We start from the raw sequence: 20021 nt of genomic DNA, 5'->3' as shown, positions 1-20021 counted from the left end.
TTATGTCGGCATTTTTTTTAGTAGGACCAGTGATTGTCTTTTTAATCTTTGTCGCTCCACTATGGCTCTTCTTACACTATCGCAGTAAACGCAAAACGGATAGTGCACTGTCGAGCCAAGACTTAGAGCGCCTTCAGGTACTGTCTGAAAAAGCGGAAGCGATGCAGTCTCGAGTTGATACATTGGAGCGCATCTTAGATGCTGAGTCACCAACATGGAGACGTAAGTATGAATAATCGAGAACTGTATCGTGATCCAGTAAATGGCAAAATCTCCGGTGTTTGTGCCGGATTTGCCAACTACTTTGGTGCAGAAGTTTGGTTGATTCGTATTGTAGTGATTTCTGCTGCCCTATTAGGTGGTACATTCTTAGTGGTGTTAGCGTATATCGCGATGGCATTTATGCTCGAAAAGCAACCCGTGAGATATTCTGAAAACATAAGAGAGCAGCAAGAGCATACGCTTAAAAGTAAGCCTTGGCAGAAAGGACAAAGTCCGGATCAATTACTCAGTGTTTTGGAAAGAGATTTTGACCGTCTTGATGGCAAAATTCGTAACATGGAAGCGTATGTGACGTCCGATACATTTAGGGTGAACCGAGAGTTCAGCAAACTCTAAACTTGATGCATCTACCAATGATTTAAATAAAGCAGGCTACAAGCCTGCTTTTTTATCACAAATTACTAATTTTTAAGCATAATTAATCTTTTGTGCTCTGGAAGTTAATTCATAATTCATCTACTTTAAATGTAATCACTTACTTTTTATGGATGAATGTGATGAGAAAACTGCTCATTCCGATAGCCGTCACGGCTGCATTGTCGGGTTGTGGTAAAGAGCTTCCACCAGTTCCTGAGCCAGAATCTCGCCCCGCAAAACTTTTTACTGTTTCTGTTGGCAACGCACAATTTGAACGCCATTTCCCCGCCACCACAGAAGCCGGTGACAGAGCTGTACTCGCATTTCGTGTCCCAGGATTGCTTCAATCTATCGAAGTTAATGAAGGGCAAGTCGTTAAAAAAGGCGATGTGCTAGCAGTTCTTAACCCAGATGAATATTCCTTATTGGAAAAGCAAGCAAGAGCGAATTTTGCGTTAGCTGATGTTCAGTACAAGCGCTATAAAAAGTTGCGGAAAGACCAAGTGGTCTCTGAACAAGATTTTGATGAAGCGAAAGCCAATCATAACTCCGCTAAAGCTCAATGGGATCAAGCCAAAGCGAACTTGCGCTACACCCAACTCGTTGCCCCTTACGATGGCACCATTTCTTATCTTCCTGCCGAAAATCATGAATACGTTGCCGCCAAAGAAGGGGTGATGAACATTCAAACCAATCAGGTAATGAAGGTGATTTTTCAACTGCCTGACTATTTGCTCAACCGCTATACGCAAGGCGTGAATGTTTCAGCAAAAATGATATTCGACGCGTTTCCCGAACGCTCTTTCGATCTGACTTTCCAAGAAATTGACACCGAAGCCGACCCAAAAACGGGCAGCTATAAAGTGACGATGGTGATGGAAAGACCGCCAGAGCTAGGCATTCTTCCAGGTATGTCAGGCAATGCGTATCTCGTGTCACAAAACTCCGGAGCGACCAAAATTCCAGATTCTGCGCTCTTTGAAGAAAATGGAAAAACTTACGTTTGGCGCGTCGATGACCAAGGCGTGGTTGCGAAAGCCGACATTACGATGAATGACAATGGACAGATCTTGCAAGGGTTAGCGGATGGCGATCAAATCATTATCTCAGGCATTAATGTCATTGAGCCGGGAATCAAAGTCCGGGCTTGGGTGAAGGAGCGAGGGTTGTAGTATGAAAGGAATCATAACCTTAACCGCGATTTTCGCAGCGCTTACTTTGGCTGGCTGTGGTGAAAAAAGGCCAGAAAGAACCGTCGAAACCCCCAAAGTAAGAGTGGTTTCGCTAGAAGGTAATCGCGTTGATGACAATCTGTATTTTCCAGCTGTTGCGAACGCCGCGGACCGCTCTCATTTGAGTTTCCGTGTGGCGGGCGAAGTGAGTCGCGTGATGGTGCGAGAAGGGGATAAAGTACAAAAAGGCGCTGTTATCGCCACCCTAGACCCAACGGATTATCAACTGGATGTCGATAATGCCACAGCGAGATTTTCTGTGGTCGACAGTCAATATCGCCGCTCTCGGCCTTTGGTGGATAAAGGTTTGTTGGCGAAGTCGCAGTTTGATGAAATTGCTGCGCAGCGCCAAATCGCGTTGGCGGAGTTGGAACTCGCTAAGTTGCGTTTATCGTTCACCACATTAAAAGCGCCGGTTGATGGCATCATTTCTCGGGTCAATATTGATCAATTTGAGAATGTTCAAGTTGGGCAACATATCGTCAATATCCACAGTCTGGATCGCGTAGAAGTTCTGATTCAATTGCCAGATCGCTTGTACGTCAAACAGCCTCCCACAGAAGAAAGATTAACGGCAATTAATGCGGTGGTTCGTGTTCCTAGTGGCAACGAGTACAAGGCGACGGTTAAAGAGTTCACCACTGAGCCTGACCCAACCACAGGAACGTTTACCGTGACGCTTTCTTTACCGATGCCAAAAGAGGAATACATCCTTGATGGCATGGCCGTTGAAGTGACCTCGAAAGATGAAAAAGTGGGTTTAGAGCTGAACGTTGGGATCAATGTGCCGATTGAGGCAATTTTCAATGCTGATGGTGACGAGCTTGGACGTGAGAACAAGTTTGTTTGGGTGCTGAATGACGACAGTACCATTTCACGAAAACAAATCCGAACCGGTAAAGCCTCTAAAACGTCGATTCAAGTGCTTGATGGATTAGCGCTTAACGACAAAGTGGTGGTTGCTGGCGTTTCGCGACTCAGAGATGGAATGAAAGTGGAAGTGGTTAAGCAGGAGGCTGGTTTATGAGCGAGCAAAATAAAGTGCCTCAAAGTGATGATGACGTAACTGGCATTGCGGCTTATTTCATTCGAAATCGCGTGATTAGCTGGATGGTGTCTTTGATCTTCTTGATTGGTGGTATTGCTGCCTTCTTCGGGTTGGGACGTTTAGAAGATCCGGCCTTTACCATCAAAGATGCGATGGTAGTGACGTCATACCCAGGTGCGACGCCGCAACAAGTGGAAGAAGAAGTGACGTACCCGCTGGAAAAAGCCATCCAGCAACTGACTTACGTTGACGAAGTGAACTCCATTTCCAACCGTGGTTTATCTCAGATCACCGTGACGATGAAAAACAACTATGGTCCCGATGATTTACCACAAATTTGGGATGAATTGCGTCGAAAAGTGAACGACTTAAAAGTCACCTTACCTCCAGGTGTTAATGAGCCTCAGGTTATTGATGACTTCGGTGATGTGTACGGCATCTTGTTGGCAGTGACAGGGGATGGCTACAGCTATAAAGAGTTGCTGGATTATGTCGACTACTTACGCCGTGAGCTTGAACTGGTCGATGGTGTCAGCAAGGTTTCTGTCTCTGGTCAGCAGCAAGAGCAAGTCTTTATTGAAGTTTCGATGAAGAAGCTCAGCAGTATTGGTTTGTCGCCAAATACGGTTTTTAACTTGCTGTCCACGCAAAATATTGTGTCTGATGCTGGCGCTATTCGTATTGGGGATGAGTACATTCGAATTCAGCCTACGGGTGAGTTCCAAAGCGTTGATGAGTTAGGGGATCTGTTGATCACCGAATCTGGTGCGCAAGGGCTTATTTTCCTCAAAGATGTAGCGGAAATTAAACGTGGCTATGTTGAAGTGCCGAGTAACATCATCAACTTTAATGGCAGCTTAGCGCTGAACGTTGGCGTGTCGTTTGCCCAAGGTGTCAACGTGGTTGAAGTCGGTAAGGCCTTTGATCGTCGCCTTGCCGAGTTGAAGTATCAACAACCGGTTGGTGTCGAAATCTCAGAGATTTACAGCCAACCGAAAGAGGTAGATAAATCGGTCAGCGGCTTTGTGATCAGTTTGGCGCAGGCGGTTGGCATCGTAATTATTGTATTGCTGTTCTTTATGGGGCTGCGCTCGGGTCTACTGATAGGCCTGATCTTGCTACTCACGGTTTTAGGTACGTTCATCTTCATGAAATATCTCGCGATTGACTTGCAGCGCATCTCTCTGGGTGCATTGGTTATCGCACTCGGTATGTTGGTGGATAATGCCATCGTGGTGGTGGAAGGGATCTTAATCGGCACTCAAAAAGGGCGAACGCGATTACAAGCCGCGACGGATATTGTCACTCAAACCAAATGGCCGCTATTGGGTGCAACTGTAATTGCGGTAACGGCATTTGCGCCAATTGGTTTGTCTGAAGACTCCACGGGTGAGTACTGTGGCACCTTGTTTACGGTGCTGCTGATTTCCCTCATGCTGAGTTGGTTTACTGCTATTTCGCTAACGCCGTTCTTTGCCGATATTTTCTTTAAGGGGCAGAAAATCAAGCAAGGTGAAGGTGAGGAAAACGACCCATATAACGGCATTATTTTTGTAGCATATAAAAAGTTTTTAGAGTTTTGTATGCGTCGCGCGTGGTTAACGGTCTTAGTTTTGATTGTTGGGCTTGGTGCAAGTGTGTATGGGTTTACCTTGGTAAAACAATCGTTTTTCCCATCTTCAACCACGCCAATTTTCCAACTGGATGTGTGGCTACCGGAAGGTACAGATATTCGTGCGACTAACGATAAGCTAAAAGAACTGGAATCTTGGCTTGCTGAGCAAGAGCACGTTGATCACATCACAACAACTGCGGGTAAAGGTCTGCAACGCTTTATGCTGACGTATGCTCCGGAAAAAAGCTATGCCGCTTATGGTGAAATCACTACGCGAGTTGATAACTACGAAGCGCTTGCGCCGTTAATGGCACGGTTTAGGGATCACCTAAAAGCCAACTATCCAGAGATCAATTACAAGCTCAAACAGATTGAATTAGGCCCTGGTGGTGGCGCGAAAATTGAAGCGCGTATTATCGGCTCTGATCCAACGGTGCTTCGCACGATTGCGGCGCAAGTAATGGATATCATGTACGCCGATCCGTGCGCGACCAATATTCGCCACGACTGGCGTGAGCGTACTCAAGTGCTTGAGCCTCAGTTCAACGAGAGTCAAGCGCGTCGTTACGGTATCACTAAATCTGATGTGGATGATTTCTTATCGATGTCGTTCTCGGGAATGACGATAGGTCTTTACCGTGACGGTACTACGTTGATGCCGATTGTGGCGCGTTTACCAGAAGACGAGCGTATCGATATTCGTAACATCGAAGGCATGAAAATTTGGAGCCCTGCGCAGAGTGAGTTTATCCCACTCCAGCAAGTCACAATGGGTTACGACATGCGTTGGGAAGACCCTATCATCGTGCGTAAGAACCGTAAGCGCATGCTTACTGTGATGGCGGACCCTGATATTCTCGGTGAAGAAACTGCATCGACGTTGCAAAAACGCCTACAGCCGCAAATCGAAGCGATTCAAATGCCACCTGGCTATTCTCTAGAATGGGGTGGTGAGTACGAGTCTTCAGGTGATGCTCAAGAGTCTCTGTTCACAACGATGCCGATGGGCTACTTGTTCATGTTCTTGATCACCGTGTTCCTATTCAACTCGATTAAAGAACCGCTGATTGTTTGGCTCACTGTGCCACTGGCATTGATTGGTGTCACCACGGGCTTGTTGGCACTCAATACGCCGTTTGGCTTTATGGCGTTGCTGGGCTTTTTGAGCTTATCCGGTATGGTACTCAAAAACGGCATTGTTCTGCTCGACCAAATTGAAATTGAGATGAAGTCGGGGAAAGAGGCATATGACGCAGTGGTTGATGCGGCAGTCAGTCGTGTTCGCCCAGTGTGTATGGCAGCGATCACCACCATTTTGGGTATGATTCCTCTTCTACCTGATATCTTCTTTAAACCGATGGCGGTAACGATTATGTTTGGTTTAGGTTTTGCCACCATCCTGACACTTATTGTCGTGCCAGTGTTGTATCGTCTGTTCCATAAAGTGTCGGTGCCGAAATAGGCTTAATGTAAAGTAACGATGTAAAGTTCAGCGCCTCTAGCTGGTGAGTTAGAGGCGCTTTTTATAAGGACGAAAAATGACAGAACACAAAACGTGCGCGTGGGCGATGAACCACCCTCTAGAGCGCGAATATCACGATGCAGAGTGGGGCGTTCCGGTTTATGACGACAAAGTGTTGTTCGAATTTATTACGTTGGAAGGTGCGCAAGCGGGATTGAGTTGGATTACGATTCTGAAAAAACGTGAAGGGTACCGAGAAGCGTTTGAAAATTATGATTTGGACGCGTTGGAACAGAGAAATGAAGAGCGTGCAGAGTTCATCGTCGAAAACTTCGATGTAGTGAAGCATCGCGGCAAAATCAATTCGGTATTTAGCAACGCTAAAGCAGCCAAAGCACTTATTACTGAATATGGCAGCTTATCAGAGGCGTTGTGGCAGTTTGTCGATGGCAAGCCTGTGGTAAATCAGTGGCATGAAATGAGTGACGTACCTGCTTCGACAGAACAGTCCAAAGCCATGAGTAAGTTTCTCAAAAAGAAAGGCTTTAAGTTTGTCGGTGAAACCATCTGTTATGCCTTTATGCAAGCCGTTGGCATGGTGGATGACCACATCGTTGGATGCCCTAAAAAACAAAACCAGTAACGTTTCGTTTATATAACTGTTCAGTTTATACAGCTAGTTCTGGCTGTCATGAATACGTTCCAAGGCTTCGATACGGCGCCATTGAGTTGTCTCGAAGCTTTGCTTCCTCAAATTAGCAATTTCTAACTGCTTCTCTTCGCGACCCAAAAACTCATCATTAAGAATATCTGCACGTTTTTCTAGGTAATTTGTCAGCTCTATTTCAAACGCCGCTCGTTGTTCATCCAATTTTTCCAGCCTTTGCGCGCCTTCTTCTCCTACCAACTCGACGCGAGCAAGATACTTATCCTGTGAACTGAGTAATTCGGTTTGGTCGAGTTGCCTCGTCAAGGCATTGTTGCGTTCACTTTGCTGGATGTACTCAGGTTGTTCAGATAACGCTTGGTTGAGTAGTAGTTGCTGAGAATCAGAGTCTTGCTCGTACGTTTTAATCACCAGTTTCTCTATTGCGAGTTGGCGTAGTCGATTTTCTTCATCAAATAGTTGGGAAATTTGTTGATCGTTAAAGTATTCAAGTTGCAAATTTAGAATGGCTTCATTCAGCCGTTGCAATTGGCTTAATGACAACGTCGTATCTTCAAGTGGTTCTAATTTAGAAAGCGCCCGTTTGTACGCGAGATAGGTTTGAAACAACTCAACATCAATGCCTAGTGAGTTTTGCTGCGAGATACTTTCTTCAATATTTTCTTGGATTTCTTCAAGGCTATGTTCTCCCAAGCTGCTCAATGAGAACTCAAAAAAGTCTTTCTGAGAGGAGAGGTCGATAGTAGTGTCATGTTGCGATTGAGCCATCTTGGGTTGTGGTGAGTCCGATACGTAGAGGGAAGCCGCTCCCACACCGAGAAGCAAAAGAATGGGTACAGCGATAAGAGCGACTTTCTTCATGGGGAATTCCTGTTACAGTCCTTGCAGTTTCAAACGATTCGCATGCTGGCGATACAGCGTGACGGGGTCGGTTTCAAAAAGATGGTGGATACCGAGTAAACCGTTTATTTCGTCCAAGTGATTCATTTTGTAATCATCACGAATGACTTTTCCTAAATGAGTGCTGCATGCGCCAACGAGCCCATCGTTTGGCCCATCGAATGCCAAGCCGAGTACCATCATGGCTGCGTCTGTCGGATCGAAAACGTTGGAAAAAGTGGATGATCCGGTCCATGAGTAGTAATACACGCCGTTCGGTGCCAGTAAATCACCGTCGCCACATTCGCTGGTTGGAATACCTTCAGGGTAGTGTTGGTTAAAAGCTAGCGAGCCTTCCGTCGTTAATGCGGCTAACGAAGCCAGTGGATCTTGATCAAGATCTGAACCACCTGAAAGCAGATTGATCAGAGTGGTTAACCCCTGCGCGAGTTTAACGGCCAACTGTTCTGTCCCCGAGCCTTCTGGAATGGTGCCGCGTACTAAGTCTGCGACTTTTGAGCCTTTGTTGACTCCGCCGATACTGGTGACAGAAGCCACTAAATCAGGGCGTACAGAGGCTACATAACGCGCTGTTGGGCCACCATGGCTGTGACCAATGAGGTTCACTTTGCTAGCACCTGTAGCGGCGAGTAAGGTTTCGACTTGAGAAAGAAGCTGCTCACCGCGGGCTTCGCTACTGTTTGTCGCAGAAACTTGTGCCACATAAACTGTAGCGCCATCTTTGGTTAATGAGTGAGGGATACCAAAGAAATAATCCACGCCAGCCAGCGAGTCAAAGCCGAATAAACCATGAATCAACACAATGGGGTATTTGGTTTGCGTATAGCTAGTGGCGGCGTTGGCTGAAGCAATCGGCAGGGTAATTAGAGTAAAAAGCAACGCTGCTATGAGTTTGAGTTTCAAAGTTATCTCCTTGTGGTATGACCTCTTATGAGTGGTAAAAGGTAGGAGACAAATTGAGAAGATGGGAAGTCTTCATGAAGCACATGTTTTTATTCTGTGATTGCTCAAATGAAAAACAACACAAATGATGAACATTGAAGGAGAGGAAGAAGGGAGGCGGTAGATCTCCAGTTATTTCATTAGCTTATAAAAAAGCCCTGCTGAGCAGGGCGATAACATGAGTTATTTCAGAGAGACTTCTTTTTCAAGCACTAGGGCGTTGTATCGAGCAAATCCGGCTTCTAAATCGGCGATTAAGTCTTCAACATCTTCCAAGCCTACATGAATACGAATCAGAGTGCCTTCAAAGTTCGGATTGGCGACCGTGCGTAAGCTGTTAAAGCTGCGAGGTTCGTTAGCCAAAATCAAACTCTCATAACCACCCCAAGAGTAACCCATGCTGAAGTGTTTCATGCCATCAAGCAAAGCTGTGGTCGCTTTTGGATACGAGGTTTTCAGCACAAATGAGAACAAGCCATTGCCGCCAGTAAAATCACGCTCAAAGAACTCATGACCAGGGCAAGTCTCTAGGGCAGGGTGACGAACATGATCCACTTCAGGGCGGCTTGCCAACCACTGTGCGACTTTCAAACTGTTTTCAGCGTGCTGGCGTAAGCGAACATCCAAAGTGCGAATGCCTCGTAGGCCAAGGTAAGCGTCATCAGGAGAAACGCATTGACCCATCAGGTAGCTTTGTTCGCGAAGCTGATCCCAGTATTTCTCAGACGCTACTGCGGTGCCGAGCATGACGTCAGAGTGTCCAACGATGTACTTTGTCGCCGCTTGAATAGAAATGTCCACGCCATGCTCGAAAGGTGAGAAGTTCACGCCTGCGCCCCACGTGTTATCGAGCATCACAATGATATCGTGCTCGTGAGCGATGCGCGCCATGGTTGGAACGTCTTGAACTTCCATCGTGATTGACCCCGGCGATTCAAGAAACAGTATTTTGGTGTTTGGTTGAATCAAATCACGAATGTTTTCGCCGATCATCGGATCGTAGTAAGTGGTTTCTACGCCCATCTTTTTCATGATCACGTTGCAAAAATCACGTGTTGGTTCGTAACACGTATCAACCATCAAAATATGGTCGCCAGCTTCGACGAAAGAAAGGATCGCGTTAGAAATGGCTGCCGTTCCACAAGGGTAAAGAGCACAACCTGCGCCGCCTTCGATCTCGACCATTGCATCTTGAAAAGCAAAGTGAGTGTTAGTACCACGACGTCCGTAAAACAGCGTTTTGTTCGCGCGGTTTATTGCGGCTTGGTTTTTCTCTGCAACAGTATTAAACACGACAGTAGAAGCGCGTTGTACTGGTGGGTTTACCACACCGTTGGTCCACTTCTTATCGCGGCCTGCGGTAATGAGTTTGGTCTTTTTGCCCTCTGACATAAATATTCCCTGTCTTAAATATTACAATTTGGATTATTTAAAACATGGACGACATAGGGTTTGCAAGGGAAAAGTCACATATCGACCAATAACCGTTTGGATTGAACGTTTAGAGCGCCGTGTGGTAGCGATGATTACATGAGATGTACTTGGGAAAGCACAGAATAGTCGATGCGAAAAGTAAGACGCAGATAAAATAAACCTCCAGCATGGACTTTCATTACTGGAGGTTTGAACTGAAATGGTCACTGATTTAGAGCAATGGGTTGAAGAGGTAGAACACACGCTCAAGGAAACGAGAATAAAGGCTACGTTTTTCCCACTCGTCCAAAACGACAGGATGAGATTGCTTGATATAGCCATCTTGCAACCATGACAATTGCTTGGTGAATTCTTCATCGTCGACAGCCAGAGTGACTTCAAAGTTTAGCCACAGGCTGCGCATGTCCATATTCACCGTACCAACCAAACAGAACTGGTCGTCGATAACGACCGATTTGGTGTGCAGCAAGCCACCATAGAACTCGTAAATTTTCACGCCAGCGGCCAAAAGCTCGCTGTAGAAAGCGCGCGATGCCCACTGAACCATAAGTGAGTCATTTTTGTGCGGTATGATCAGCTCAACATCAATACCGCGCTGCGCTGTCATTTTTAACGTCTCAAGCAAGTCGGTATTAGGTACAAAATACGGTGTTGTGATTCGTACCGAACGATTGGCTTGGTTAATTGCCAAAGTAAGCACTTGATAAATCAAATACTCTGGCATGCCGGGGCCAGATGGAACCACCTGAATCGGATGTTGGTATTTGCTGTTGTCAATTTTGCACTCCGGCAACTTCGGCAGATAACGTTCGCCCGTTTCTACTTCCCAGTCCCAGCAGTGAATCGCACTTAACACGTTTACGGTTGGCCCTGTAACTCGCACCATGATATCGATCCAACGCCCAACGCCGCTGCTCTGTTTAAAGTATGCAGGATCGACAAGGTTCATTGACCCTGTATAGGCGATTTCATCATCAATGACGATGATTTTACGGTGCTGGCGAAGATCAAGACGACGTAAGAACATACGCCACATCTTCACTTCGAGCGCCTGAATAACCTCGATACCCGAATCTTTCATCATTTTGTACCAAGGACTTCTGAAGAAGCGTGGGCTACCCGCAGAGTCCAATAGCAGCTTCACATCCACACCACGTTTAGATGCTTGGATAAGAGCGGATGCTACCGAATCGGCCAAGCCGCCGGGGTGCCAAATGTAGAACACCATTCGAATGCTCGTTTTGGCATTCTCGATGTCTTCGATGATGGAGTGCAGAATTTCATCAGGAGATTGTTGCAACGACAGAGTATTCCCGCTCAGAGCAGGCAGCCCAAGACGGTTGTTACACAGTTCATCGATGCGGTAGATATGGCGACCCATGGTTTCAGGCATGTGCGCGTGGCAATCATTGAGTTGACTAAACCACTTGGCAAAAGGGGTAAACATCTCTTTTGCTCGTTCAGCTCGTTTTCTGCCTAAGTTCAGCTCACCAAATAGGAAATAGCACGCGACGCCAAGCACTGGAAGGATATAGATGATCATTAGCCAAGCTAAAGACACGCTCACCGCACGACGCTTCAAAACAACGCGTAAAGTAACACCAGCAACTAAGAACCAATACAGTCCAATGCCAGTAAGAGTAAGAAAATGATAGAACTTGTCCATATACGCTCAAAGTAATATGCCCATCTAGGATATTAAGCATAAAAGTGGGTTGGGGGAACAGATTTCCCAATGAGAAGTGGGATTGACCCTACATGAGGAACAAATTTCATAACAGGTGATTCTGTTATTTTAATGTGAAAAATAAGGCTATTCTTTAACTTTTGAACAAAAAAGCAGCATTTAACGTGCGTAATACTACACTTGTGCGATAAATGTACTTTTTGGGGTTCCAATTCTAATGGGGAACTGCTTTACTTGCTATACATAGAGCGTCGAACAAACTTCTTATAAGTGTATATAAATATTTACACAAACATTTTAGACGCCTATCTCTATGCATACACAACACAACAAATCTTTGGAGAATAAGCGTGGCTACAACTAATACAGCAGCACCACGTGATACGTGGGGGTCTAAATTAGGCTTCGTAATGGCAGCAGCGGGTTCCGCTGTTGGTTTGGGTAACATCTGGAAGTTCCCGTACACAGCAGGTGAGAGTGGCGGCGGTGCGTTCGTTGCGATCTACCTTTTCTTTGTTATTTTTATCGGCTTTAGCGTCATGCTTACTGAGTTCGCTATTGGTCGTAAGACAGGTCTATCAGCAGTAGGCGCATTTAAATCCACTGACCGACGCTGGACGTTCACCGGCGTAATTGGTGTATTTAGCGGGCTACTTATCATGGGTTTTTACCCTGTCGTAGGTGGTTGGGCGTTAGCTTACATTTTTAAAGTCGGTGGTGGTCTACTAAGCACGCCGGAGGCAATCGGTGACAGCTTTGGTGGTTTCATTTCTGATCCGTTACAACCGCTGTTCTGGATGGGTGTGTACCTTTTCCTTAACGTACTGATCGTAATGAAAGGTATTTCTGGCGGTATCGAAAAAGCGGGTAAAGTTCTTATGCCGCTGCTGTTCATCATCTTGATCATCGTATCGGTGAAAGGTTTGATGCTTCCAGGTGCGATGGCAGGTCTTGAGTTCTTGTTCATGCCAGACTTCTCTAAAGTAGACAGTAACGTGGTACTTGCAGCATTAGGTCAGGCGTTCTTCTCATTGAGTCTTGGTATGGGTTGTATGATGACTTATGGCTCTTACTTGAAGAAGAAAGAAAACCTCGTTCAAACAACAGGCATGGTTACGGCAATGGATACCGGCGTAGCGATCCTTGCTGGTGTCGCGATGTTCCCTGCAATGTTTGCTTTTGGCATGGAGCCAGCAGCCGGCCCAGGTCTGGTGTTCGTCGTTGTTCCTCAATTGTTCGCGGAAATGGGCGGTGTGATTGGTTTGCTACTTGCGCTTCTGTTCTTCATCGGATTAACGGTAGCGGCGCTTACCTCTTCGGTTTCATTGTTAGAAGTAGTGGTTTCTTACCTTATCGATGAGAAAGGCATGAAACGTTCTAACGCAGTAGTTTCAGCAAGTGTCGTGATGGCATCACTTTGTGTCTTTGCATCGCTTTCGCTAGGCGGTATGGGACCAACGCTATTTGGTACCGGCGCATTCGATATCTTCGACCTATTGACAGACAAAATCTTCCTAGCGGTTGGGGGTATGTTGGTATGTATCTTTGCTGGCTGGCGCTTAAACCGTGCAGAGCTTGAAAAAGAAATCACGAATGCTGGCGAAGTATCATTCCCACTATTTGGCTTATGGTACAACCTCGTTAAATACGTCATTCCGGTAGCGATTGCTATTGTTGCCTTCATGGGCATTAAGTCTGGCTTCGATAGCGGCAAAGGCGAAATCATGGTTTTAGGTATCGCGATTATTGGTTTTGCAGGATTACTTTCGAAGAAACTGTAAACAGCTTAAAAAGATAAAGAAAAGCGGGGGCTTAGTAAGGCTCCCGCTTTTTTTGTGTCTGTAGGATAAGACTGACATTTTTAGATTAATTGTGTCTTTTTATAAAACTTTAATTGCAATGTGATGCTTGTCACATAAAATGCGCAACCACTGCAAAGGGGTGTCTATCGTCCCGAAATAATTCATGTGCAGATTGATACAGCAATGTCTGCACAGAACATAATTTATAAGGAACCTTGTCAGTGAAAATGTCAGTTCGTAAAAAGTTATATGCGAGCTTTGGTGCCATTTTGGCAACAATGTTGGTGATGATCGCGATTATTACGTTTGAAGTGATTAATTCACATAAAGTGGCACAAGAAGTCAGAACAGACGACGTCCCAGAGACCATTGGATACATGGCTTTGATCGATGAAGCTGGGGATATTTATCGAGATGCTGTCGGTATGATCATCAATACCAGTGGTGCACAACGTGAATATCAATCGAACAAGAAAGAGTTTGCCTCTGCGTTGGCTGATGTAAAACGTCTTGAAACCGCTGGTGGAGAAGACTATCGCAATATCGAAAAAATTGAGCAGCTTATGGCGAATTTTACGTCGAGCTTTGAGAGCCAAATTCAGCCGAATATTGGGCATCGCAGTTTAGAAGAAAACGTTGAGCAAGTCCGTCAGTTGTACGAGGTGAATCTAGCCCCAATTGAAGACATGCTCAATACGGCGACGGCAGAAGGCCGCCAAAGCACACATGATGCGCTTCTCCAATTGACCGATTCATTCAACGATATCGAGAACACCATTTACGCGCTAGGTACGCTTGCGGCGATCGCAACAGTGTTCATTGCATACTTGTTGTCTAATTCAATCACAGGGCGTTTGACCGCGCTGGATACTTTGGCACAACGTGTGGCGGAAGGCGATTTGACAGCTTCTCCTATCAAAGACGAATCGGGTGATGAGCTTTCTAACTTAGCGACCTCTTTAAACAAAATGCAGGCATCTCTAACGGGGTTGATTGGCTCTATTTCCGTCGTGTCTGAAGAAGTTAAGTCGGTCACGAGTGAGCTGTCTGTTGTTAGCCAAGACATTGTTTCTGGTGCGAGTAGCCAAGCCGACAAAGCGAACCTCATCGCAACGGCAGCAGAAGAGCTGAGTTTGACCATTTCACAAGTGGCGGAACAAGGTGCGTCTACGTTTGAAGAAGCTCGTAAATCAGAAGCCACAGCTGAGCAAGGCCGTACCGTAATTGTTGAAATGGTAGAGAGCATTCAACAGGTATCGAAGCAAATGGCGGACATGTCGGTTCAGATGAATCACCTTGGTGCTCATGGCGAGAAAATTGGCGCAGTGATTAAAGTGATTGAAGACATCGCAGAGCAAACTAACTTACTTGCGTTAAACGCGGCAATTGAAGCTGCACGTGCGGGTGAGTTTGGTCGCGGGTTTGCGGTTGTGGCTGATGAAGTCCGTGCACTTGCCGAGCGTACGACGAAAGCAACACAAGAGGTAGGCGAGATTATCCAAGCGATTCAAGTTGGCACGCAAGAAGCCGTGACTTACACCGAAGATGGTTGCCGTTTGGTGGAAATTGGTGTAAGCCAAAGCTCGGGAGCGGTGGAATCATTGGAAGAAATCGTTGCTGGTGCAGGGCACGTGCAAAGCATGGTGAACTCTATTGCGACCGCAGCCGAAGAGCAAACTGCGGTGACAAAAGAAATTGCCGCAGATATTACGTCGATCAGCGATATTTCGGTTCGCTCACTGCAACTAGCGAATGACAGCTCACAAAGCGTAGAAGGTTTGAACCGCAAGGTACAAGAGTTGGAAACGTTAGTGGGTAAGTTTAAGCTCGCCTAATCAATCAGAATCGGTATACTTCTGGCTCCAAACGTGGAGCCAGTTTTTTATGTTCGATATTCTACATACCCATCCCGATTTTCTGATCATCAATAAGCATCCCAACGTCTCTGTTCATAAAGACGATGGCGACACAATGCTGTTGCAAGAAGTGGCTAAGCAGAGTGGTGATGAGCAGCTCTATCTTATCCATCGCTTGGATAAAATGACATCGGGTATTCTGCTCCTCGGACGCAACGCCAAAGCGGCCAGTGCGTTATCACAAGCCTTCGCTGACCGCCAAGTGGAAAAGTTCTATCTGGCGATTGGCTCTAAAAAGCCGAAAAAGAAACAAGGTTTGGTCGTTGGTGATATGGAGCGTTCGCGCCGTTCATCATGGAAGCTGGTCAACAGCAAAAACAACCCAGCCGTCACCCAGTTTTTCTCTCTTACGGCAGAGCCCGGAGAGCGCCTATTTTTATGTAAGCCACACACTGGTAAAACGCATCAAATCCGCGTGGCATTAAAATCGGTTGGCTCAGGTATTGTTGGCGACCCGATTTACAATGCAGGCAATGAGGCTGATCGCGGTTACCTGCATGCATTTTCACTTTGCTTCCAATACCGAGATGAGCAATATCGCTTTGTTTGCGATCCACGAGAATACCAAGTGCTGGGTAACAAATGGCACAGTGAAATCGTCTCTCAGGGTTTGGATACTTGGCTTTCCCCTTGGGAACTGAACTGGCCTACGATCAAATAACCGTCACAAAGAAAACTAATAAGAGAACTCGATGCAAGCATCACAACTTCCGCTGTTCTTTCAGCATCTAGAAACCGAGCTCGCGCAAGCTCCTAACGAAATTCGTCGACTGTTTCATGGTCGTGGCCGTCGTTTTGAGGGCCTAGAGCAAATCACCTGTGATTGGTTACAAGGTCAGTTGATTATCAACTTGTTTAAAGAAGTCGATGACGCGTTTCTCGCTGAGCTGAAAAACGGCCTCAATGCGTTGGCACAATCACAACTGTGGGCAGATAAGCAAGGTCGCACTATGGTTCTTCAGCACCGTTATGCCGATGGTGCGCCTTCAGAAGTGCTTGTCGGTGAATTAGACGCTCGCCCTGTCGTTGAAGAAAGCGGTTTGAAATACCAATTGGATATTGGCCGCAATCAAAACTTCGGTCTGTTTTTGGACATGCGCTACGGTCGTGATTGGGTTCGCGAAAATGCGAAGCATAAAAACGTGCTCAACTTGTTTGCTTACACGTGTGGCTTTTCTGTCGCTGCCATTGCGGGTGGCGCAGATAAAGTGGTTAACGTCGACATGGCAAAAGCATCGCTGTCTAAAGGTCGTGAGAACCACAAGCTAAATGGTCATAACATCAACCAGGTAAGCTTTATGGGGCACGATATCTTTAAATCGTGGGGTAAGATTAAAAAATCTGGTCAGTATGACTTGATTATCATCGATCCGCCTTCATTCCAGAAAGGCAGCTTTGCGCTGACGAAAGATTACAAAAAGATTCTACGTCGGTTGCCAGATTTGTTGGCAGAAGGCGGTCAAGTGATGGCATGTGTGAACTCGCCATCTGTGACAAGCGACTTCTTGATTGAAAGCATGAAAGAAGAAGCGCCAGAGTTGACATTCCGTGAGCGTCTGGATAACCCACCAGAGTTTATGGACGTAGACAGCGAAGCTGCATTGAAAGTGTTGTTATTTAGCTAAAAGACTTTTGTTGCAACAGAAGTAACATCAAAAAAAGCGCCGCGAAACAACTAGACAGACGTATCGCGGCGCTTTTTTGTATTTGGAAAACTAACCTATCTGCACTTCAAGATCCGCTTTGATGGTTGATGAGCAGGCGAGCACATAGCCTTGTTCAATTTCTTCTGGCGTTAATGTTTCTAGGCTGGTGGAAGAGACGCTGCCTTGACGAACCTTGCATTTGCACGAGCCACAAATGCCGCTACGACAAGCGACGATTAATGGTAAACCTACGCCTTCAAGCACATCGGCCAGTACCTGACCTTTTTGCGCATCGATGGTTTGAGCAAAGTCAGGAACAGAAACACGAACAACTTCATCGGAGACCGATGTTTCTGCGCCAGTCGCTGGCGTAAAACTCTCTTGGTAGAAGTTCGTCATGTCAAAACCAAGGTCATTCAAATAGCCGTGAACATCTTGCATGAACTGACTTGGACCACACAGGTAAACGGTGCGTTGCTTGAAATCAGGAACAAGCTCTTTAAGCCAGTCGGCATTCAAACGACCTTGTGGGTGTGACGTTCCTTCGCGGTTTTTCAGCAACAGCTTTAAATGGAAGTTGGGATACACAGCGTCGAACGTTTCTAGCTGATCGTAGTAAATCGTCTCTTCAGGGCTGCGTGCGATATGAAGAAATGAGATGTCCACATCGTTGTCGTTTTCATCTTGCTCACTCAGCCAGTGTTTTGCCATCGAAAATACGGGCGTGACGCCGCAACCTGCACTGATAAGCAAGGCTCTTGTTTCGCCATCACGTAAAACGGGTGGATGGTCAATGCAGTTAAATTCGCCCGCTGGTGGTAATGCTTGAACGGTATCACCAAGCAGCAGCGAGTCAACGATGTAGTTCGATACTTTACCGCCAGATACTCGTTTGATGGTGAGTTGAAGGTGATCGTCTTCATTGATCGAGCTGATTGAATAGGCACGAAACTCCATTTTTCCATCAATTTCGACGCCCAAGTTAATAAACTGGCCAGGCTTAAACTGAAACAGAAGTGATTCGGTTAGTTCGGCCAATTTGATGCTGACGGTGTCGTGTGTTTCGAAGTATTTGTCGATGCAACGGAGTGTGACGGGTTGGTTACCTTGCCATTCAAAAAACATAACAATCTCTTTGGTTGTGGCTATTTTTAGTTCGAAATAGATAGCGCCTCCACGTAAGGAGGCGCGTAACAAGTAGGTTTATTAGGCTGCTAGGATGGCTTTTAGATCATCCTGAACATTGCCAATACTGCGCATATCGAACTTCTCTTGGATGATGGCGATTAGGTTTGGCGTTAGGAATGCCGGTGCAGTAGGGCCTGTGTAAATGCCTTTCACACCCAATGCAAATAGCGTTAGCAAGATAACGATCGCTTTTTGCTCGAACCAAGAAAGTACAAGCGTGAGTGGCAGTTCATTGATGTCACAGTCAAACTCTTTCGCCAGTGCAAGTGCAAGCTGGATTGCAGAGTAAGCATCGTTACATTGGCCCACATCCAATAGGCGAGGGATGCCGTTGATATCACCAAACGTATTCTTGTTGAAGCGGAACTTACCACACGCCAACGTCAGGATGAGCGTATCTTCTGGCGCTTCAGCCGTAAAATCGGTGTAGTAGCTACGTTCCGCTTTATCGCCGTCACAGCCGCCGACTAGGAAGAAGTGTTTGATGTTGCCTTGCTTCACTTGGTCGATAACCGCAGGGGCGGCGTTCATCAGTGCATTGCGACCAAAACCAACCGTGATGTGGTGTTCGATTTCATCGTGTTGGAAACCGTCTTGCGCTAGAGCACATTCAATCACTTGGCTAAAATCATCGCCTTCGATGTGAGCCACTCCAGGCCAGCCAACAATACTACGGGTGAATAGACGGTCTGCGTATTGACCCACATTTGGATTCAACAAACAGTTTGACGTCATTACGATTGCACCAGGGAAGTTTGCGAATTCTTTCTGTTGGTTTTGCCATGCGCTGCCGTAGTTGCCGACAAGATGAGGGTATTTCTTCAGCTCTGGGTAGCCGTGTGCAGGCAGCATTTCACCGTTGGTGTAAACGTTGATGCCCTTGCCTTCGGTTTGTTGCAGGATTTTTTCTAGGTCATGCAAATCATGGCCAGAAACAAGAATACATTTACCTTTTACTGGCTTGACGTTCACCGTGGTTGGTTCTGGATGGCCGAAGGTCGTTGTTTCACCTTGGTCGAGCATTTCCATCACTTTGTAGTTCATCAGGCCAATGCGCATTGAGCAATCAAGTAGTTCGCCAAGATCTTCAGGGTCTGTGCCCAACCAGGCCATGATTTCATGGTATTCGGCATAGATATCGTTGTTGGTTTGCTCAAGAACGCGTGCGTGCTCCATGTACGCGGCTGCACCTTTAAGTCCGTATAGGCAAAGTAGGCGTAGGCCAATAACATCTTCATGTACTTGGTCTTTACCACGGTTAACCGCGACTTGCGGAGCAAAAGCTAAGATCGCTTCTGCGCTGTTTGGTAGCTCAAAGTGGGCAACCGCAGGAATGTCAGCGACTTCGGTATCGGCAAGCGTTGCTGCAGACATCACTTGCTCTTTTAGCAATGCTTTGTACGTTGCAGCTTGAGAAGTTAACTCTAGGATGCGTTCAGGGTCGAAGTTAACGTTCGTCAATGTAGAGAAAAATGCCTTGGGTGCCCATTGGTTGACTTCATCGTTAATGATGTTGAATTCAAGTGCTTTTGATGCCCAAAAAGAAACCCCTTGCAGTGTGTAAACCAACACGTCTTGCAGGTCTGATACTTCAGAAGTTTTGCCACACATGCCTTGTGCAAAAGAACAACCTTTAGCAGCAGGGGTTTGAATTGTCTGTTCACATTGAATACAGAACATATTGGGTTCTCCAGTGATTGTTTTAATAGTCGTGATGTTGACCACTAGAGAGCAGAATGCGTGCCAATTATTATCTTGTTGATTTTTAATGCTTTTGTTTGTTTTTGATAGGGCGGGTGATGTAATTAAGACAACATAAACGATGTCTTAATTACATCGGATT

Annotated in this window: 16 protein-coding genes; 10 read left to right on the top strand and 6 right to left on the bottom strand. The window is 46.2% G+C overall.

What is annotated here, in order from left to right:
* Window positions 1-2: 2 nt before the first annotated feature.
* The 6 genes from pspB to ACF8CV_RS14875 all read left to right on the top strand — a co-directional run bounded on the left by pspB (window position 3) and on the right by ACF8CV_RS14875 (window position 6639).
* Entirely contained in the window at window positions 3-236 is a 234-nt protein-coding gene (pspB, locus tag ACF8CV_RS14900; RefSeq protein ID WP_005462365.1) for an envelope stress response membrane protein PspB, read from the top strand.
* Window positions 229-618, top strand: coding sequence for an envelope stress response membrane protein PspC (gene pspC, locus ACF8CV_RS14895; RefSeq protein ID WP_005462375.1), 390 nt, complete (start codon window positions 229-231; stop codon window positions 616-618). The genes pspB and pspC overlap by 8 nt, the downstream gene beginning before the upstream one ends.
* 161 nt (window positions 619-779) lie before the next feature.
* Window positions 780-1811 (top strand): efflux RND transporter periplasmic adaptor subunit VmeG, encoded by a 1032-nt coding sequence (vmeG, locus tag ACF8CV_RS14890; RefSeq protein WP_005462329.1) that lies wholly within the window; start codon window positions 780-782, stop codon window positions 1809-1811.
* Between the two features lies 1 nt (window position 1812).
* On the top strand, window positions 1813-2898 hold the full coding sequence (vmeH, locus tag ACF8CV_RS14885) for an efflux RND transporter periplasmic adaptor subunit VmeH (protein ID WP_025626917.1): 1086 nt from the start codon (window positions 1813-1815) through the stop codon (window positions 2896-2898).
* Entirely contained in the window at window positions 2895-5996 is a 3102-nt protein-coding gene (gene vmeI / locus ACF8CV_RS14880; RefSeq protein WP_138937430.1) for an efflux RND transporter permease subunit VmeI, read from the top strand. The genes vmeH and vmeI overlap by 4 nt, the downstream gene beginning before the upstream one ends.
* A 76-nt stretch (window positions 5997-6072) precedes the next feature.
* Complete coding sequence (locus ACF8CV_RS14875) at window positions 6073-6639, top strand: DNA-3-methyladenine glycosylase I (protein ID WP_005478903.1); 567 nt, start codon at window positions 6073-6075, stop codon at window positions 6637-6639.
* Window positions 6640-6672: 33 nt separating this feature from the next.
* On the opposite strand, the gene ACF8CV_RS14870 is transcribed toward ACF8CV_RS14875, so the two are convergent.
* The 4 genes from ACF8CV_RS14870 to cls form a co-directional block, all read right to left on the bottom strand.
* Window positions 6673-7524, bottom strand: a complete 852-nt coding sequence (locus ACF8CV_RS14870) for a lipase secretion chaperone (protein ID WP_138937431.1) — start codon at window positions 7522-7524, stop codon at window positions 6673-6675.
* Window positions 7525-7536: 12 nt separating this feature from the next.
* On the bottom strand, window positions 7537-8466 hold the full coding sequence (locus tag ACF8CV_RS14865; RefSeq protein ID WP_138937432.1) for a triacylglycerol lipase: 930 nt from the start codon (window positions 8464-8466) through the stop codon (window positions 7537-7539).
* 222 nt (window positions 8467-8688) lie between these two features.
* Window positions 8689-9897, bottom strand: a complete 1209-nt coding sequence (locus ACF8CV_RS14860; protein ID WP_015296547.1) for a cystathionine beta-lyase — start codon at window positions 9895-9897, stop codon at window positions 8689-8691.
* Window positions 9898-10150: 253 nt separating this feature from the next.
* Window positions 10151-11605 (bottom strand): cardiolipin synthase, encoded by a 1455-nt coding sequence (gene cls / locus ACF8CV_RS14855; RefSeq protein ID WP_005462347.1) that lies wholly within the window; start codon window positions 11603-11605, stop codon window positions 10151-10153.
* Window positions 11606-11976: 371 nt separating this feature from the next.
* On the opposite strand from cls, the gene ACF8CV_RS14850 reads away from it, so the two are divergent.
* From ACF8CV_RS14850 to ACF8CV_RS14835, 4 genes are all read left to right on the top strand, one after another.
* Window positions 11977-13407, top strand: a complete 1431-nt coding sequence (locus ACF8CV_RS14850; RefSeq protein ID WP_138937433.1) for a sodium-dependent transporter — start codon at window positions 11977-11979, stop codon at window positions 13405-13407.
* Window positions 13408-13649: 242 nt separating this feature from the next.
* A complete protein-coding gene (locus tag ACF8CV_RS14845; protein ID WP_025606586.1) occupies window positions 13650-15263 on the top strand; it encodes a methyl-accepting chemotaxis protein in 1614 nt (537 codons plus the stop codon).
* A gap of 49 nt (window positions 15264-15312) precedes the next feature.
* Window positions 15313-16005, top strand: a complete 693-nt coding sequence (locus tag ACF8CV_RS14840) for a TIGR01621 family pseudouridine synthase (RefSeq protein WP_023623986.1) — start codon at window positions 15313-15315, stop codon at window positions 16003-16005.
* Window positions 16006-16036: 31 nt separating this feature from the next.
* On the top strand, window positions 16037-16969 hold the full coding sequence (locus tag ACF8CV_RS14835; RefSeq protein WP_024702720.1) for a class I SAM-dependent methyltransferase: 933 nt from the start codon (window positions 16037-16039) through the stop codon (window positions 16967-16969).
* A 90-nt stretch (window positions 16970-17059) separates the two neighbouring features.
* Here ACF8CV_RS14835 and ACF8CV_RS14830 read toward each other — a convergent pair whose 3' ends face one another.
* Window positions 17060-18115, bottom strand: coding sequence for a hybrid-cluster NAD(P)-dependent oxidoreductase (locus tag ACF8CV_RS14830; protein ID WP_138937434.1), 1056 nt, complete (start codon window positions 18113-18115; stop codon window positions 17060-17062).
* A gap of 81 nt (window positions 18116-18196) precedes the next feature.
* Window positions 18197-19858 (bottom strand): hydroxylamine reductase, encoded by a 1662-nt coding sequence (gene hcp / locus ACF8CV_RS14825; protein ID WP_392417082.1) that lies wholly within the window; start codon window positions 19856-19858, stop codon window positions 18197-18199.
* Between the last annotated feature and the right edge of the window lie 163 nt (window positions 19859-20021).

The sequence above is a fragment of the Vibrio sp. zbq_1 genome (genome assembly GCF_043102935.1).
GTDB classification, from domain to species: domain Bacteria; phylum Pseudomonadota; class Gammaproteobacteria; order Enterobacterales; family Vibrionaceae; genus Vibrio; species Vibrio parahaemolyticus.
The sequence above is the reverse complement of the archived record's forward strand: the minus strand, read 5'-3'. Positions and strand labels throughout refer to the sequence as shown.

What these genes read in the sequence shown, in the direction of transcription:
- pspB (WP_005462365.1), top strand. Translation starts at nt 3, where the DNA reads ATGTCGGCATTTTTTTTAGTAGGACCAGTGATTGTCTTTTTAATCTTT.
- pspC (WP_005462375.1), top strand. Translation starts at nt 229, where the DNA reads ATGAATAATCGAGAACTGTATCGTGATCCAGTAAATGGCAAAATCTCC.
- vmeG (WP_005462329.1), top strand. Translation starts at nt 780, where the DNA reads ATGAGAAAACTGCTCATTCCGATAGCCGTCACGGCTGCATTGTCGGGT.
- vmeH (WP_025626917.1), top strand. Translation starts at nt 1,813, where the DNA reads ATGAAAGGAATCATAACCTTAACCGCGATTTTCGCAGCGCTTACTTTG.
- vmeI (WP_138937430.1), top strand. Translation starts at nt 2,895, where the DNA reads ATGAGCGAGCAAAATAAAGTGCCTCAAAGTGATGATGACGTAACTGGC.
- ACF8CV_RS14875 (WP_005478903.1), top strand. Translation starts at nt 6,073, where the DNA reads ATGACAGAACACAAAACGTGCGCGTGGGCGATGAACCACCCTCTAGAG.
- ACF8CV_RS14870 (WP_138937431.1), bottom strand. Translation starts at nt 7,524, where the DNA reads ATGAAGAAAGTCGCTCTTATCGCTGTACCCATTCTTTTGCTTCTCGGT.
- ACF8CV_RS14860 (WP_015296547.1), bottom strand. Translation starts at nt 9,897, where the DNA reads ATGTCAGAGGGCAAAAAGACCAAACTCATTACCGCAGGCCGCGATAAG.
- cls (WP_005462347.1), bottom strand. Translation starts at nt 11,605, where the DNA reads ATGGACAAGTTCTATCATTTTCTTACTCTTACTGGCATTGGACTGTAT.
- ACF8CV_RS14840 (WP_023623986.1), top strand. Translation starts at nt 15,313, where the DNA reads ATGTTCGATATTCTACATACCCATCCCGATTTTCTGATCATCAATAAG.
- ACF8CV_RS14835 (WP_024702720.1), top strand. Translation starts at nt 16,037, where the DNA reads ATGCAAGCATCACAACTTCCGCTGTTCTTTCAGCATCTAGAAACCGAG.
- ACF8CV_RS14830 (WP_138937434.1), bottom strand. Translation starts at nt 18,115, where the DNA reads ATGTTTTTTGAATGGCAAGGTAACCAACCCGTCACACTCCGTTGCATC.
- hcp (WP_392417082.1), bottom strand. Translation starts at nt 19,858, where the DNA reads ATGTTCTGTATTCAATGTGAACAGACAATTCAAACCCCTGCTGCTAAA.